We start from the raw sequence: 16050 nt of genomic DNA on the forward strand, positions 1-16050 counted from the left end.
TCCCTGTCAGATTGTAAACCATTTACTTCTGACTTATACTAGTGAAAAATGAAGACAGACGGGGATGAGTCTATGAAAACCATTACAATTTCTGATGTGGCGAAATATGCAAACGTATCTAAAAGCACCGTATCTCAATTTTTAAATCAGCGCTATGACTATATGAGCGAGAAAACGAAACAAAAAATAGAAGCGGCCATACAAGAGCTGAACTATCAGCCGAATTTCGTCGCCCGCAGCTTAAAACAGAAATCAACATTTACAGTAGGTGTGGTGGTGGCTAATATTCTTCACACTTTTTCCACTCAGGTCATCAGGGCGGTTGAAGACTATTTTCATGAACAAGGATTTCATATTATTGTCTGCAATGCGGATGATGAACCGGAAAAAGAAAAGAAATATATTGAAATGCTCAGGGCCAAGCAGGTGGACGGAATTATTATTTTTCCGACGGGCGAAAATCTCTCTTTATATGAAAAGATGAAACGCGATACGTTTCCGGTCGTGTTTATGGACAGAACCATTGAAGAACTCGGGATTCCGACAGTGATGCTTGATAACCATCATGCAGCCGGTCTTGCCGTTGACCGGTTTATCGAAAGCGGCATTAAGAGAATCGCGATTATTACGACGTCCATTATTCGGGAAATCAGTCCGAGGGTAGAAAGGATTGAAGGGTATAAGAAGGCGCTTGACCGCCACGGAATGATGGTGCGGAACGAATATATCAAAACAGCCGATGCGGCTGATATTTCCAATGTTTTGTCAGAGCTGTTCTCACTTGAGGAGCCTCCGAAAGCGATATTGGCGGCAAACGATATCGTTCTTGTTGAGGTGCTGAAGTATATGAAGGAGCATGATATGACAATTCCGGATAAGGCTGCCGTCATCGGGATTGATGAAGTTCCTTTTGCGGGTTTTTTTACTCCTCCGATTACGACGATCGTTCAGCCTGCGGCAGAAATGGCGCGAAAAGCGGGAAGCCTTCTTCTTCGCCAGGTACAAGAAAAAGATGGCGGTGAAAAACGGATTCACCGCTATAAACCGGCGCTGCTCGCAAGACAATCCGGATAACCGGTTTCATTGCATAAACCGTTTTACTCCGGCAATTCAAATGTCTGAATATTATGAAATGATGAGAGGGGGATTTTATGTTCTCAAAGGATAGATTCCCTATTATTCTTCTTTTATTTTCAGCCGGGGTGATTAACTATTTAGACCGCTCAGCGCTGTCTATTGCAGCGCCGTTCATACAGCAGGATCTCACATTGTCGGCAACCCAAATGGGGCTGATTTTCAGCAGTTTTTCTGTCGGATACGCTGTGTTTAACTTTCTAGGCGGTGTTGCATCTGACCGGTACGGGGCTAAATTGACATTGTGTACGGCGATGATCGTTTGGTCTCTTTTCAGCGGAGCGGTTGCGCTTGCTTTCGGATTTGTAAGTCTTTTGATTATCCGTGTTTTATTCGGTATGGGGGAGGGGCCGCTGTCGGCTGCCATAAGCAAAATGGTCAACAATTGGTTTCCTCCGTCTCAGCGCGCCACGGTCATCGGCCTGACAAACAGCGGCACGCCGCTCGGCGGAGCGATCTCCGGCCCGATTGTCGGGATGATTGCTGTGGCGTTCAGCTGGAAGGTTTCCTTTGTCCTGATCATGATCATCGGTTTAGTCTGGGTGGTCATCTGGTTTAAATTTGTAAAAGAACGGCCGGCGCCGACGGAAGACGCCCCGGCAATGAAAGCGAAGATTCAGTCGCATGAGCAGCATATCCCGATGACCTTTTATTTGAAACAAAAAACGGTTCTCTTCACGGCTTTTGCCTTTTTCGCCTACAATTACATTTTATTTTTCTTCTTAACATGGTTTCCGAGCTATCTGGTGAAGGAACGCGGTTTAAGTGTTGAATTTATGAGCGTGGTGACTGTTATTCCCTGGATTCTTGGATTTATCGGTTTGGCGGCAGGCGGAATGATTTCTGATTATGTATTCAAAAAAACCGCCGGAAAAGGGGTTTTGTTCTCACGGAAAGTCATTCTTGTCACTTGTCTGTTCGCCTCCGCTGTACTGATCGGATTTGCCGGACTTGTTACCACTACCGTAAGTGCCGTTATTCTCGTTGCTTTATCAGTCTTCTTTTTATATATAACGGGCTCTATCTATTGGGCGGTCATTCATGATGTGGTTGATCAAAGGAATGTCGGGTCAGTCGGCGGCTTTATGCATTTTCTTGCAAACACGGCCGGTATTATCGGGCCTGCTTTAACCGGCTTTATCGCGGATAAAAGCGGATCATTCTCGGGGGCGTTTTTGCTTGCAGGCGGATTAGCCGTTTTGGCCTCGGCTGCGGTAATCCGTTTCGTGCGTCCGATTATCATTCAACCCGCTTCTGAAGATAAAAAAGACACGATACCTTATTCATAAGTCATCAAAGCCACTGAGGCTGTCCTGCCGATAACGGGATGGCCTTTTCGTTCTGCCGCTTGATCTGTTCCTATGATAATATAGGAATTGTTTACAAAAGAAGGGAAGAGGAGGGGGCATGAAACAGAAGCCGATATATGTCGAAATCAATATTGCATCTGATATAGAAACGCTTTGGGAATATACGCAAAACCCGCATCTTCATAAGGAATGGGATCTGCGTTTTTCTGACATTACATATCTTCATAGGCTGCCAGATGAACCGCAGAGATTTCTATATGAAACACGAATCGGTTTTGGGCTGAAGGTATCCGGCACGGGCGAATCAATAGGTGACATAAGGTCTCGCTCGTCAGAAAGAGTGTCTTCACTCGCTTTTGCCTCTGCTCATCCGCTGTCACTTATAAAAGAAGGCAGGGGCTACTGGAAGTATATAGAGCGGGATGACGGACAAACCGCATTTTTGACTCAATATCAATATGAAACGGCCCGCGGTCTGCCGGGAAGTTGGATAGACCGTTTTTTATTTCGTCCTCTGCTAAGCTGGGCTACCGCATGGAGCTTTGATGCGTTGCGGCTTTGGATAGAACAAAACAGACATCCGAAGATATCAGTCCGTTTCGGATTTGTCTATGTCTTTATGTGTCTCGTATTCAGTCTGTATTGGTTTTTTCAAGGCTTTCATGATGGCTGTGCCGATGCAGAGATCGTGAGGGGAGCGCTGGAGACAGGGTTAGGGGTATTATGGCTGCTTCCCATGCGGAGAAAGTGGCTGATTCACACCGGGCAGTCAGTCTTCTTTTGTGTAACGGCACTGCTATATTCCGACGGCGGATTCGTGATCTCATTAGGAGTACTTACAATAGCCGGCATGATTCTTAAGCTCAAGCTGCCGAGCGCCTGGCATACAAAACGAAAGAGAGAAGTGAAATGACGGATTCAATGTATGAAAAAGCGATTACTCATTATCAATCACTGCACCCGATGCTGCAGAAACGGTACAGATTTGACGGATCACGCACGTTTTGCGGAGAAGGCGTTATGTCAGAAATAAAGGGAGGTTCTTTTCTTGTCAGAATGCTTTTAAAGACAGGTGTTTTTTTCAGATGTTTTTTCTCAGAGAGGGGAAACGATATCCCTTTCACTATCGAAAACAAAAACAGGCAAAATGGCGTAGAATGGAATCGTACCTTTTTCTTTAAAGGCAAAACGCGTTTTTTTGATGCGGTCATGGAATATGATGAGCGGGAAAACAGAATTCTTGATTACTTCGGCAAACCTCACATCCTACTGTCTGAACTGCATTTAGAAGCGTCTTCAGACGGAGGGCTTGTTATTACATCCGGAAGGCAGTGGCTCCTGATAGGCGGAAAGAAAATCCCGCTTCCGGCATGGCTGTGCGGCAGTTCAACCGTTTATGAGGCTTATGATGAGGAAATGAATTGCTTCAGCATAAAGGTTCATGTGAAAAACCGGATACTCGGCACGCTTTTCTCTTACCGGGGGACTTTCCGGGAAACAGAGGGAGAAACATGCTGAAGCGTTATCTCATGGTAAGCGTGATTTGCTTTTTGGGATTTGCGGCGGCTGAAGCTCCGCATATATCAGCTGCTGAGACGTTTGTTTTATTTTCTGTACTTTTTTTCGTTCCCGCTGTATTCGATTTTGCTTTTCGGCCGTCAAAGACCTTAGAGAATGTGTTATTACGGAGTTATCCTGTTGCCGCTTTATGTGCGGTGCTTGCGCTTGTCACAGACTTCAGTTTTTTTGCCTTTGTGTGGCTCATTTATACGCTTGGGCTGGCACTGTATGCTGTCCGGCGGCTGATGAAAACAAATATTCACAGAACAGAAGAGATGTCTGTTATGGCGGGTTTCATTTATTTGGCCGGGGGCGGATTCTGGTTCTTCGCATATGTCCTTGAGATTCCCGTCATGAATTTCGGCCCGCTTATCGTTCTGCTGACGGCGGTGCACTTTCACTATTCCGCTTTCCTCATTCCGATCTTTAACGGATTGCTTGGCAGGATCATACGGGAGAAACGCGAACTTTACCAGTGGAGCACGGTCATTATTTTGATTTCGCCGATCCTTATTGCCTTGGGGATTACATTTTCAAAGACACTTGATGTGATTGCTGTCGCTCTGTATCTGGCGGGTCTGTATGTAAATGCATATCTCGTCTTTAAGGCGCCGTTTGTTACGAAAACAGGCAGGATCTTGATCAGGAGTTCTTCGGCTGTGTTAATGATCACAATTGCTTTTTCTTTGATATATTCGTACGGTGTCTACCGCGAGGAGGCAACGCTCACGATCAGCCAGATGATTTGGATTCACGGGGCCGTCAATGCATTCGGCGTTATCCTGCCGGCTTTGGCGGGGTGGAGGTTGGAAAATCCGAGACCGTTTGATGAGGGCAGTGATAGAACGTTCAGCCGTATTTACGGGAAGAGAACGATAGGCAAAGAATTTTTGACTGATATTCATGCAGCAAATGACATCCATTATACCGGCCTTCTGAATCAGATGAGAGAACTGCATTCTGAAGACTTTTCAATTGAAAAACTGGCGCCGGCCGTTATTTCCTTTTATGAAGAGACAATTGATTATGACATCATGGCAAAAGTGACGTGGAGCAGATGGTTTCGTCCGTTCGCGCGCGTGTACGAGCCGTTCAGCAGAAGAGCGGGGCAGATTCACCTGTCCATGAATCCGGATTGGTATATTATGCACAGTGATATCATAGGCGTTGACTCTGACAAAGACGGCAGAAAAAATGTCCGTGCGTGGATCAGAACAAATGAAAAGCAGAAAACCGTTTTTACTGCGCTGTATTCAGCGTACAGGGCAAAAGGGGAAGGATACATGAATATCTCTCTCCCGCTGCCGTACGGCCAAATGACGGGCATTTTAAAACCTTATGCGCGTAAGCAGAATCTTGTTTTGACAAGCAGACGGCGAAAAAGCGGAGCGGGTGATGAAGGGATTTATCTGCAGACGAAATGGGGGGCGTGTCATCTTCCGCTGGCAGAGACATTTCTTATTTCAGCCCAGAGCGAAACCAGCCTGAAGGCCGTTCATCATATGTGGCTGTTCGGACTGAAATTTTTAACTGTGCATTATCGGATCACTCATGCTTCCGCAGGTAACCGAAGCAAATAACAAGCTGCAGAGCCGTCTGTTCATCAGGCGGCTTTTTCTCATCTACATGGGTTATATTCACCATTTTATTTGCGAGCTATTTTGCGGCGGATGACACGAAAGGATTCATGCGCTGGATCTCATTTATTCTCGTGTTAGCCCAGCTGTCAGGGAGGGGCATGAGCGGTTATGTTGTCAGTGAATGAGGATGGGACGCAGCCTCGGTCTTGCCAGTCTTTGCCTGTCTTTCATGATTCGCGAAATGAAAACGACCGCAAAGATACCTGTTACATTGAGCGGTATGGTGAAGGCAGCCGGGCATATGTCCTTGCTGAAAATCTCGTTTTTATCCATTTTAGCCCATGACATGATTTTTACGAAAATGTTTGGCTTCACAACGGCATATGCGCTGCGTATAGGTGTCAGTGAGAAAGAAATCAGCTTGTTGTCTTTTCGTTTATGACTCTGCACGCACTGACTCCGCTAGTGATAGGAACATTAGTTCGCAGGTGCGGAAACGGGTAACATTAAAGCTGTTTTATTTACTCGCAGCCTTTTTATTTTTATCATTCCTTTTACCGTCAGCCCGCTGGCGCTTTATGTGGTTCAGGTTTTAATAGGTTTTTCACTCGGCATTATTTTGGCTTTGCTGCTTGGAATGTCGATTGAGTCTGTTCCGGAAGACATGAGAGCAACATCGATGGGGGCATACCAGGCGCTTTATGCACTCGGTATTTTCGGAGGACCTTTGGCCGAGGGATTTTTTAATGATTGGCTGGGGCTCAGAGCCGGATTTTATTTCGCGGCAGTGCTCGGGCTGGCGGCTGTCATACTTGCTCAGCTCATATGTGGGGAGCCGATGCGAAAAAATCGTCGGAGTATTACTAGACATGATTTTATTTTTGTGTACGCTTTCAAAAAAGAAGAGATCTTATTCGGATAAAATTCATTATAAAAATCATAAGGGGGCAATATTAATGTTTAAAAGTAAAATTAAAAAAATAGCCGGTGCGGCTGTAATTGCTGGAGCATTATTGGTTTCTGTGTCGCCAGCAAAAGCAGAAACTCTTCCGGGATTGATCTGGGTCTATGTAAAGCAGTGAGAAATAAATACAAATCGTAATACATCCTATTTTTTAATTCTGTCTCATCAACTAAGTATACTTAAGATAACGAGACAGAATTTTCATTAAAGATTTAACTTCCTAGAATATATATTATGTAAACTAGGAATTGTGAAGAGAATATAAAAGTAGATCTATTCTAACAGCATTCCCTTATTGTAGTGTAATATTAAAAAACCTCTACGTCCTTAATAAATTAAATTGGTCATAAAGGTTTTAGTTTGAGTATTTTAATCGGTTATGTCACTTGTTGCTGGTCTTCTTGATCAAGTCCACGCCATCGTATGCCAGACTTTCCACACTTGCAGCCTTCTGCAGTATGTAATGATCAAAAAAGTTCTTCGTATAGTCTGTAACAAGATTTCGCATCTCCATGGCATCCCGTTCGCCTCTAAGTTCCTCATTCACACTGGTAAACACGATGTCGCAGTAATCTAAATGCGCAGCACGATCAACAGAGAAATAATAGGTATCCATGCTATTGTTAGCGCCAATGATCGCATTCATGTTATAGTTCGGTTCAGAAAACAGCAGCAAGAAGGGTTTCTTGATGTCGCTGCCCTGAAGGCCGAACGCACCGCTGTCCAAGCCAATCCCGCAGGCGAACCGGTCGTCGTCCCGGCAAACAATCGCCGTCGTAGCCCCTCCATAAGAATGTCCGACTATGCCAATACCGATGTCAAGCAACAATCTGCCCTTAAAGATGGAATTCAGCTCTCCAGAGTCCAATTTGACAAGATAATCGGCTGCATACCTTACATCTTCTGCCTGTAATTCACTATACTTTGTTAACTTGTAAAGTATCGGCAGTGTAAGCACGTTTTGGCACATCTCAATGGCAGTTTCGTCGTCAGGACGCATCTCCATCTTACCAGCCAACGCCATCATCTCCGGATCTTCAGAAAACGCCATAATAACATCCGAAAAATCCTTTGATATATTAAACAGGCGCCCATCTTTACGCTTATACATCGTGCTATTCTGATGGCCGATGCTTACCACAACATATCCCATGCTTGCCAAGTCTGTACAGATCACTGTACCCCATTCTGGAGAACCGCCCCCGCCGCAAACATAAAATAACACTGGATAGCGTTTTTCCATCCCGGAGAGAGCAAGGCCGTCGTAACATTGGGTCTTGATATCTATAGAGTAAGCATCCTTCAACGCAGTGAGAAGCGTCTGCTCATCAAGCATTTCGCAGACTTCAGGAAACATGTACGCTGATGTAGTCTTCCCTTCGCTGCTGTCGGACGGATAGTACACAAACGCCGTCAGTTCTCTTTTTGCATGATCTGATGCCGTGTACTCAAAATCCATCTGGGTTCGGCCGACAGTATAGCCGCCAATTGGCTCTGGAAATGCGTCATACTTTTTCATTCTCTTGTTCCCCCTTAAGTAATAAAAGTGGCGGATGTGAAATACACACATTGCGCTACAAACGCTTTTCATTACATCATATGTTCAGTGAATCATATCTACTCCTTGGCTTTCTTGAGATTGCTAACAACATTTGTACAGGCTCATATACTGTTTCAGAGTTTCATCCGCCACGTAAACCTCCTTGTATTGCTGTTTAAGATGATAAAAGCGGACATCGTTATGATGTCCGCCTAAAGCTTAACTAATTGGGTTCTGTACCCCAAATCAGTTTTCCTTGATGATATAATGTGATTTTTTTCGTTGTTTTAAATGTATTTGATTGGAAAAAGGAATAATCGCCGCTTTGTGCATAATTGCTCCAGTCATCATTGTGAAGACGAAGCTGAATATTCCCTGTGCTTGCTCCCGGTGACAGTGTTCCTGTTTTAAACCCCAGTTCCAGATAGGTATCTGCACCTTGCTTAGGTTTATGCAGCGTCACAAATTTGTGGGTCAGATTACCGCATCCAATCTGCGCGTAGTCACAGTCAAAGTTTTGGCCTTTGTTTTTCGCGTTATACCAGTAACGGGCAGTGACACCTTTTAAATCAACCTTGGTATTCCCGTTATTTTTTATGTGAAGCTGCATGCGGATTTGATTGCTGTTCACACTCCCATCCCCTGCTTTGTATTGTACAGGAACGCCTTTTTCCTGTGTGGGATTATCTTGTGCTGGCGTTTCAGGGCCGTCCTTCGTTGAATCTTTGTTGCCGCGAATGTTTTCTCTTACGAAGGTTCCTGAAGCAGTTAAATCTGACAGCGGCCAGCCGCCTGTTTTAGATGCTCCAGGCTTTAACGCTGAGGATGATTCCTGCTTATCAGAAAGATTCCAGTTCACCCAGCTGATTTTCTTGCTGTCGAGATAATTCAGCCATTCCCGCGACTGGTCAAGGAATACACCGCCATTTCCAGACGCGTCGCTTGTTCCCCATTCCGTCACGAAAATAGGCGCTCCTTTACTGAGTGCATAGTTTGCTTTATCCCGTAAAGATTGGCCGTGTGTGCCGGCATAAAAATGAAGCGCGTACATGACGTTTGCATCTTTTAGCTGGTCATCGGCAGCATCATTCACATCCTGGCTCCATGTACCGGTTCCGACAATGATGGGATTGTCGGGGTCATTTTTGCGGATAACGGAAATCACTTCTTCCGCATACGGTTTAATATCACGCTTCCAGTTCACGTCACCGTTTGGTTCATTTGCAATTTCATAAATGACGTTTGGCGTGTTTCCGTAAAGACTTGACATCTCCTTGAAAAATTCTTTTGCCTTCTCTTTATTTTGGTTTGGATTGCCGTCATTTAAGATATGCCAGTCAATGATGACATATATCCCAAGTTCTTTTGCTGTTTCAACTGCTTCTTTCACTTTGTTTTTCACAGACGGGTTGTCAATATAACCGCCGTCTGCCGTATACATTGCCGCGCGGAAAACGGTGATGCCCCAATCGTCTCTCAGCCATTTTAAGCTGTCTTTATTGACGAAATCGCCATACCATTGCAATCCGTGTGAGCTGATCCCTTTCAGCTGTACCGCTTTGCCGTCTCGGTTTACGAGCTGTGTACCTTTTATGCTAAGCTGACCATTCTTGGCTACTGGCGTTTTTGTCCCTGCTGCTGATGCCGGTGAAGCTGGCAAGCCGCTCATTGTCAATACCGTAATCAATAAACACGTAATAAAAATAGAAATTGACCGTTTCATATCTGATCTTTTCCTCCTTCGCATCATTTTGGCTCTTTCTTATGAGCTCGAACTCATTGTAAAAATCTTTCTCATGATTGTCTATCAACCTAATTTCTTGTTTTTAGGAGGTGTAAAAGCCTGTCAATTTGCTCTATCTCTATTGAATAAGACACACTTGACACATATAGTACAAAGAAAATCGGACTGAATCGGGACTTTACACGTCATTTTTCAATCGAATCGAAAAATTAAATGTATTTCCAACGTAGACACGCTGAATGTGATGAGTCTCAATATGGCATTGAATCTTATGATTGCTGTAAGAAGACGAGCCCTTGCCCGTCCTTGTTAATGTAAGGTTGATGTAAGGTTCGGATTAATACGGGTTAAGGTTGGAGTTGTACAATAAGATTGTACTTCAGTGAGGGATTCAGCCAGAAGAATTCCCCCTTCAATAAATCATAGAGGTGAAAAGGTTTGAGAGAAAATAAAATTTTGTCTTCATTATGTTACTTCAGTATATTTTTTGCGCCGTTTCTGTTTCCGATTATCGTCTATTTCTTAGGTCAGGACGATGTGAAATATCATGCGAAAAAATCTTTATGGACGCATCTGATTCCTTATTTGATTTTTGTAATTGGCATCATCGCTTCAGGTTTACTTGGTATGAATGACATCAGGCACGCCGGGCCTTTCCTGCTTGCGACGTATGCTGTTACATTCCTTGTGGCGATCTACTTTTTCATTTGGAACATTGTCAAAGGAATCAAAGTGTTTTCGGAACAATAGGAAAAAACGGTTCTGTAATTAATCAACAGAACCGTTTTTTTGTATAGCCATTATGATAATTGTATATCTATCGTTGTCCCTTCTCCCGCGGTGCTTTGAATGGTGATGTCCCCTCCGTGCTTTTGGATAATATCCTTTGCTATGGCCATTCCAAGACCAGAGCCTGCATGCGTCGTTCCTGTATTTGTGCCCCTGTAATAGCGATCAAACACTTTTTCCAGCTCCTCTTCTTCTATCCCTTTGCCGTTGTCCTTAATTGTCACATGAGTCCGTTCTTTTTGTTCAAGCTGTACAACGATCTTCACATCAGGATCATTGTGAACGAGGGCATTTAAAATGAGATTCGTGACCGCTCTCCGAATCAATATCGCATCAAGGTTCAGCATCAGCTTTTCCAGGTTCGTTTGAAGTTCAATGGACTTATCCGCATATCTAGAATCGTTTAACATATCAATTAACGTTTCCCGCAGCAGCGATACAAGGTTTACCTGCTCTGTATGTAACATCACATCGTTGTTTTTCAGCCTTGTCGTTAAATTTAAATCTTCCATCACATCTTTCATATAGAGGGATTTACTCTCAATGATCTGGGCGTACTCTCTGATCTGTTCGACTGTGAGATGGTAATTTGGATCTTGGATGATTTCTGCATAGCCCTGAATAGATGCTAATGGTGTTTTAATGTCATGAGAAATATGACTGATCCACTCTTCACGCATTTGCTCTAATTTATCTTTTTCTTTTTTGCTTGAAGATAGTTGTTCCGATAAGTGATTGACATTATAGAAGACATCTTTATAAATGCCTTTGGATTTCATTTTGATCGTATAATCTCCATTAGCTAACCGCTGGATTCCTTGAATGACACGGCCGAGCGGTTTTGTGAGCTGCCGGCTGAATAGATAGCCAATGAGTAACGCGATCAATGCATCTATTGATAATAATATGATGGTCCCTGCATTGAACTTCGTCACAAATTCCTTGGTATCATATGAGAGGACATACTTTCCGAGAGAGGGATTTTTAAACCCTATAAAGTAACTGTACTCCTTGCCGTTTACTTTTTTTCCGCCGGCGTAAATGGTTGATAATAATCGTTCATCCTTATATTTATGTAAATTTACAATTTCAATAGGCGTATATTTTTTCTTCAGTCCTTTAGGTTCTCTATCATGATAAACATCCTGTCCGTTTTCATCTAATATTTGAATCCATGCATTCTGCTCTTTTAAAGCTTTTTGGCCCTCTTTGTTTACTGTGATACCATTGTTCGATAACGTGACATATTGTCGGAATGATCTTGTGAAAGTTTCCGGTGTACTTTCTTCGTCATGTTGGCTGTTCGCCTGGAAAACGAGCCAAAACATAAAAATAAATAAATTAATGAAGACTGTAATGATGGTCACGATAATGACAGAGACCATATACCTGCCTGTTAATCGCCAATTCATCCTTACGCATCCTTTACAACAAATTTGTAGCCTAACCCTTTCACAGTGACGAGAAAGTCTGGTTTTGATGGGGTGTTTTCTATTTTCTCACGGAGCCTGCGTATATGAACCATCACCGTGTTGTCAGAACCGAAGAAATCTTCTCCCCATACAGCTTGATAGAGTGTTTCTTTACTGATCACCCGATTGGGATGCTGCAGAAAATAGGTCATAAGCATAAGTTCTTTAGGTGTTAACTCAATAGCCGCTTCATTTTTGGTGAGCTCGGCTTGTTGTTGGTTTAATTCAAATGGCCCTTTTTTTATCACGGTTCCGGTTTGAGAAGGCTGTAAGTAAGAGACCCGTCTCAGCTGCGCTTTGACCCGGTATGCAACTTCCTTAGGGCTGAAGGGTTTTGTAATGTAGTCGTCCCCGCCGATGGCAAGTCCTACAATTTTATCCGTTTCCTCCCCCTTTGCAGACAAAAAGATAATAGGAACGTGTGAAATGTCTCTTATTTGCTTGCAGATATCATAGCCTTCACCGTCTGGCAGCATGATATCCAATATCACAAGATCGGGATTTTCTTGATGAAATTGAGCCAATCCGTCACTGGCAGTCGAAGCGGTGATCACGCGATCAATGCCTTCTCTTATTAATACGGTTTTGATCAGTTCCAAAATTTCTTTTTCGTCGTCTATGATTAATACTTTGCTGTGAAGCCGTGACATATATTGATCACTCCTTGAAGTCATTGTCATTATTATACCCAATGTCTGTGTATCGTTAAAAAAATCAACACTTCTATCCCACAGAAAATAAGCCAATTTTCTTTTTCAAGTAAGAAAATTGGCTTATTGCGATGCTGATGTTTTTAACGCTTTACAACAAATGTTGTCACGCTTTGAGCCGGAAGATGGGCCCAAAAATGATTGTCCGTTACTTTGAGATCGGTTCCAGGCTGAAGATTGCTGCTGCTGCTCGTGACCCATCTGGATACTTGCGAAGCAGTTCCATTCTGCAACACAAAGTTTTGGTTGACCCCTGTGTTATTTTTATTAATGGCAACAATCACGACTTTATTGTCTCCTTTATAGGCTGACACGTACACATTCGGTTCAGGATTTTTCGTTGCATCAATCCTTACATAGCCAGGGCGCACAAATTTTGAGAAATGAGCCATATTGTATCCGCGTTTGCTGATCATTCCATCTTCTTTCATAGGGCCGTATGATCTGCGGATGTACCACCACACATAAGCTTGAAAATCTCCCTCTACCATTGAATGGTGAATATGCTCTGAAACACCTAAAGCCTCAGGCCAGCGATCCGCTGAATTGTTGTCACTATTCGGATAGTATACCTCCGTCATCCATAGCTCTTTCCCTCCTCCTTTTTGTTTGAAAAGAGGATAAGGAAACTGACTGACCTGAGTGCCGTACAGGTGGGTTCCGAGGATATCCATATTCCTAAGCGCCTGCGGATCGTTCAAAATGGGGTCCGATATATTTTTCAGGTATTGAAATGATTCCGGCGCAATCACGCGGGCATTAATGGAACCGGCATTCTCTCTCATGAAACGCAGGATTTCTTGGGGCGTCCACCATGTCCATTCGTGAGCGTAATCAGGCTCGTTTTGCATAGAAATCGCATACAGATTCACACCATTACTCTTCATGAAATTAACGAAATCGTTAAGATGCTGCGCGTATGCGGCGTACTTATCGTATCTCAGCCGCTTAGCTGATGTGTCACCATTATGATTGAAAGTCTCAACCATATCGTTTGGCGGATTCCAAGGGGAAGCAAAAACGATTGCTCCATGTTTGATCGCACTCTTTGCAGTCTCCACTTCCTTGTACCAATTGTTTCTATTTTCATCTACATGAATTCTTAAGACCGAAAAACCTAACTGATTCTGTCCATTGCCAAAAGCGGTCTCCCGTTGGGCTGCAGTCAAGTCTCCAATCCAAGCCGGGTGGTTCATTCCTCCAAAACCGCGAATCACTTGTCTATCTGCAGATATATTAACTGTTGCATCACTCGCTGCTGAAACTTCAGTAACTCCCGGTCCTAAGAGCATGACGGACAGCATTGTGAAACATACCAATAATGCACAAATTGTTTTTTTTACGCTCGACATCATTTTTCCCTCTCCTTCATATGTCGTTTATGGACAAAGAAAACGTACCTTTGTCACCCTTTGCTTATCTTTGTGTAAACTGCCAGTAATCAACATTAAACAAGTTTCCTGTACCAGTTCCCGTAAATACAAAGAATACGTTGTGAACACCGGATGCGCCGCTTACCGCAGTTTCTATTTCTCTCCAGGATTGCGTTCCGCCTGTCGAAGGGACATTCAAGGTTCCGACAAGCTTACCGTTTGCACTGTCTAGCCGCACTTCTATTTTCCCGCCAAGAGCGGACGCTACATTTGCTTTAAACGTCTTGGCGCCGCCTGAGCCGAAGTCTGCATTTCCAACAGCAATCCAGTCTCCGTTATGAATGTTTGTGACATGTTGATTATTGACCGGCCCGCCGGGTGCTGAGGATGCCTCTGTCAAAATCCGTCCGTTCCAGGCAAACGTTTCCGCTTCTACCCGGTGATATGGATTCAAGTTGGATAGCTGTTTGACACCTGCAAAATTTGCCGCTACCTCTTGCAGGGAGCCATCTGGATTATGCACAAGCTTATTAATATGGGGAGAACGGTATCCTTTGCCGGCCCCGTAAAGAGCGGAGCTGACAGTTTGAGTATGATACACCACATACCACTCGTTTTTAAAATTGAAAACAGCATGGTGATTGTTCCCGCCGCCTCCGAAAAATGCTCCCGGATTTTTCAGAAAGTGCCCTCTATACGAAAAAGAATCCATAGGACTTGAGCTGGTCATATAGCCAATCTCACCTGGAGGTTTATCGGCGGGGTGCGCGCCCCCGAAATTGATACAATAGGAATAGTAATATTTTCCGTTATACTTATGCATCCCTGAGTCTTCAAACATAAATGGCGCATCAATGGTCGATGCACTTCCAGCAACACTGGTCATATCAGGACCTAATTTCATGACTCTTGCTGTTTTAGGATTGGCCCATTGCCCCTGCGTTGGATTTGAACCGCCCGGAACGCCTCCGCCGGCATATAGGTAACCGGTACCGTCATCATCTATGAATACTGCCGGATCAAAAAGCCATACAACACCGGACATTCCTGGCGTATTTGGCGTTACCAGCGCTTTTCCGATCGGATCTGTCCATGGGCCGGTCGGGCTGTCTGCAGTGAGAACCCCGATACCTCCGCCGCCGTTTGCGAAATAAAGGAAAAATTTATCCTTACCATTGATCTTTTTCACCGCGGCTGACGGGGCCCATGATGCTCCTGCCCATTTGGCAATCCCCCGGCCGCCATTCGCCCCATTGGCACCCGCTGCGGGAATCGCTCCGTGATCTGTCCAGTTCACCATATCCGCTGAAGATATGACGGATATTTTATTCAAATTGGCAAATGAATTATCCTTAATCGTTCCGTCGCTGTTATATTCATAGTCATCGCTTGACATATAGATGTAGACTCTTCCGTTATAGGTCAGCGCAAACGGATCTGCTCCCAAATGATGGTCTATAAGCGGATTTGAATTCCCAACATGTTTTGCAATTGGAGTGCTGGCAGCATACGCAGACTTCCCAGTGAAGCAACTCAATAATAAAGCAAGGACCCATAGGCATACCCAACATTTTTTACACATAACTTAACGATCCTCCTTTTTCTTTAAATTTAGGGAGCTTTTACCACCTGAGAACAAATTGCAGTACCGGCAGTAAAAAGCAGACTCCGCAGTTAAGCAACTCAATAATAGAGCTAGTACCTATAAACATACGCTACACTTTTTTCTAATAACTTGACATCCTCCTTTTTCCTTAAAATGTATGATGATTTTTTTTACCATTTGATGACAACTGGGCATGGAGAACGGCTCTGGAGTAAGCCTTGCGAACACAGGAGTATGACTCTCGCCTTTTTAATAAAAACGCCGCTGA

15 protein-coding genes are annotated in these 16050 nt (G+C 44.0%); 8 read left to right on the forward strand and 7 right to left on the reverse strand.

The features are described 5' to 3' along the window. The first annotated feature begins 72 nt into the window (after positions 1-72). The 5 genes from SB724_RS04690 to SB724_RS04710 all read left to right on the forward strand — a co-directional run bounded on the left by SB724_RS04690 (position 73) and on the right by SB724_RS04710 (position 5584). Positions 73-1074, forward strand: a complete 1002-nt coding sequence (locus SB724_RS04690; RefSeq protein WP_265971650.1) for a substrate-binding domain-containing protein — start codon at positions 73-75, stop codon at positions 1072-1074. Between the two features lie 77 nt (positions 1075-1151). After that, positions 1152-2423, forward strand: coding sequence for an MFS transporter (locus tag SB724_RS04695; RefSeq protein WP_410570235.1), 1272 nt, complete (start codon positions 1152-1154; stop codon positions 2421-2423). A 118-nt stretch (positions 2424-2541) separates the two neighbouring features. Further along, positions 2542-3357, forward strand: a complete 816-nt coding sequence (locus tag SB724_RS04700; RefSeq protein ID WP_410570237.1) for a hypothetical protein — start codon at positions 2542-2544, stop codon at positions 3355-3357. Further along, positions 3354-3962, forward strand: a complete 609-nt coding sequence (locus SB724_RS04705) for a DUF4166 domain-containing protein (RefSeq protein ID WP_043867165.1) — start codon at positions 3354-3356, stop codon at positions 3960-3962. The genes SB724_RS04700 and SB724_RS04705 overlap by 4 nt, the downstream gene beginning before the upstream one ends. After that, positions 3956-5584, forward strand: coding sequence for a YndJ family protein (locus SB724_RS04710; protein WP_410570239.1), 1629 nt, complete (start codon positions 3956-3958; stop codon positions 5582-5584). Before SB724_RS04705 ends, SB724_RS04710 begins: the two co-directional genes overlap by 7 nt. 174 nt (positions 5585-5758) lie before the next feature. On the opposite strand, the gene SB724_RS04715 is transcribed toward SB724_RS04710, so the two are convergent. Next, positions 5759-6034, reverse strand: coding sequence for a hypothetical protein (locus SB724_RS04715; protein ID WP_410570241.1), 276 nt, complete (start codon positions 6032-6034; stop codon positions 5759-5761). 55 nt (positions 6035-6089) lie between these two features. On the opposite strand from SB724_RS04715, the gene SB724_RS04720 reads away from it, so the two are divergent. Both SB724_RS04720 and SB724_RS04725 read left to right on the forward strand, forming a co-directional pair. Next, a complete protein-coding gene (locus SB724_RS04720) occupies positions 6090-6506 on the forward strand; it encodes an MFS transporter (RefSeq protein ID WP_410570540.1) in 417 nt (138 codons plus the stop codon). 34 nt (positions 6507-6540) lie between these two features. Continuing rightward, a complete protein-coding gene (locus tag SB724_RS04725) occupies positions 6541-6666 on the forward strand; it encodes a hypothetical protein (RefSeq protein ID WP_410570243.1) in 126 nt (41 codons plus the stop codon). Positions 6667-6930: 264 nt separating this feature from the next. Here SB724_RS04725 and SB724_RS04730 read toward each other — a convergent pair whose 3' ends face one another. Beyond that, positions 6931-8067: an alpha/beta hydrolase gene (locus tag SB724_RS04730; RefSeq protein WP_410570245.1), complete on the reverse strand. Its 1137-nt coding sequence runs from the start codon at positions 8065-8067 to the stop codon at positions 6931-6933. A gap of 244 nt (positions 8068-8311) precedes the next feature. Continuing rightward, on the reverse strand, positions 8312-9811 hold the full coding sequence (locus SB724_RS04735; RefSeq protein WP_410570247.1) for a cellulase family glycosylhydrolase: 1500 nt from the start codon (positions 9809-9811) through the stop codon (positions 8312-8314). A 459-nt stretch (positions 9812-10270) separates the two neighbouring features. Between SB724_RS04735 and SB724_RS04740 the strand changes: the two genes are divergently transcribed. Further along, positions 10271-10582, forward strand: coding sequence for a magnetosome magnetite crystal formation protein family (locus SB724_RS04740; RefSeq protein WP_014418041.1), 312 nt, complete (start codon positions 10271-10273; stop codon positions 10580-10582). A gap of 50 nt (positions 10583-10632) precedes the next feature. Here the strand turns inward: SB724_RS04740 and SB724_RS04745 are convergent, their stop codons facing one another. The 4 genes from SB724_RS04745 to SB724_RS04760 all read right to left on the reverse strand — a co-directional run bounded on the left by SB724_RS04745 (position 10633) and on the right by SB724_RS04760 (position 15758). Continuing rightward, entirely contained in the window at positions 10633-12033 is a 1401-nt protein-coding gene (locus SB724_RS04745) for a sensor histidine kinase (RefSeq protein WP_319464976.1), read from the reverse strand. Between the two features lie 2 nt (positions 12034-12035). Further along, complete coding sequence (locus SB724_RS04750; RefSeq protein WP_410570250.1) at positions 12036-12743, reverse strand: response regulator transcription factor; 708 nt, start codon at positions 12741-12743, stop codon at positions 12036-12038. A 143-nt stretch (positions 12744-12886) separates the two neighbouring features. Continuing rightward, positions 12887-14158: a glucuronoarabinoxylan endo-1,4-beta-xylanase XynC gene (gene xynC, locus SB724_RS04755; RefSeq protein WP_410570252.1), complete on the reverse strand. Its 1272-nt coding sequence runs from the start codon at positions 14156-14158 to the stop codon at positions 12887-12889. Positions 14159-14219: 61 nt separating this feature from the next. Then, complete coding sequence (locus SB724_RS04760; protein ID WP_410570254.1) at positions 14220-15758, reverse strand: glycoside hydrolase family 43 protein; 1539 nt, start codon at positions 15756-15758, stop codon at positions 14220-14222. Between the last annotated feature and the right edge of the window lie 292 nt (positions 15759-16050).

Source organism: Bacillus sp. SIMBA_031 (assembly GCF_046535225.1).
GTDB classification, from domain to species: Bacteria; Bacillota; Bacilli; order Bacillales; family Bacillaceae; genus Bacillus; species Bacillus velezensis.

Coding starts and splice junctions, on each gene's coding strand:
- SB724_RS04690 (WP_265971650.1), top strand. CDS start 73: ATGAAAACCATTACAATTTCTGATGTGGCGAAATATGCAAACGTATCT.
- SB724_RS04695 (WP_410570235.1), top strand. CDS start 1,152: ATGTTCTCAAAGGATAGATTCCCTATTATTCTTCTTTTATTTTCAGCC.
- SB724_RS04700 (WP_410570237.1), top strand. CDS start 2,542: ATGAAACAGAAGCCGATATATGTCGAAATCAATATTGCATCTGATATA.
- SB724_RS04705 (WP_043867165.1), top strand. CDS start 3,354: ATGACGGATTCAATGTATGAAAAAGCGATTACTCATTATCAATCACTG.
- SB724_RS04710 (WP_410570239.1), top strand. CDS start 3,956: ATGCTGAAGCGTTATCTCATGGTAAGCGTGATTTGCTTTTTGGGATTT.
- SB724_RS04725 (WP_410570243.1), top strand. CDS start 6,541: ATGTTTAAAAGTAAAATTAAAAAAATAGCCGGTGCGGCTGTAATTGCT.
- SB724_RS04730 (WP_410570245.1), bottom strand. CDS start 8,067: ATGAAAAAGTATGACGCATTTCCAGAGCCAATTGGCGGCTATACTGTC.
- SB724_RS04735 (WP_410570247.1), bottom strand. CDS start 9,811: ATGAAACGGTCAATTTCTATTTTTATTACGTGTTTATTGATTACGGTA.
- SB724_RS04745 (WP_319464976.1), bottom strand. CDS start 12,033: ATGAATTGGCGATTAACAGGCAGGTATATGGTCTCTGTCATTATCGTG.
- SB724_RS04750 (WP_410570250.1), bottom strand. CDS start 12,743: ATGTCACGGCTTCACAGCAAAGTATTAATCATAGACGACGAAAAAGAA.
- xynC (WP_410570252.1), bottom strand. CDS start 14,158: ATGATGTCGAGCGTAAAAAAAACAATTTGTGCATTATTGGTATGTTTC.
- SB724_RS04760 (WP_410570254.1), bottom strand. CDS start 15,758: ATGTGTAAAAAATGTTGGGTATGCCTATGGGTCCTTGCTTTATTATTG.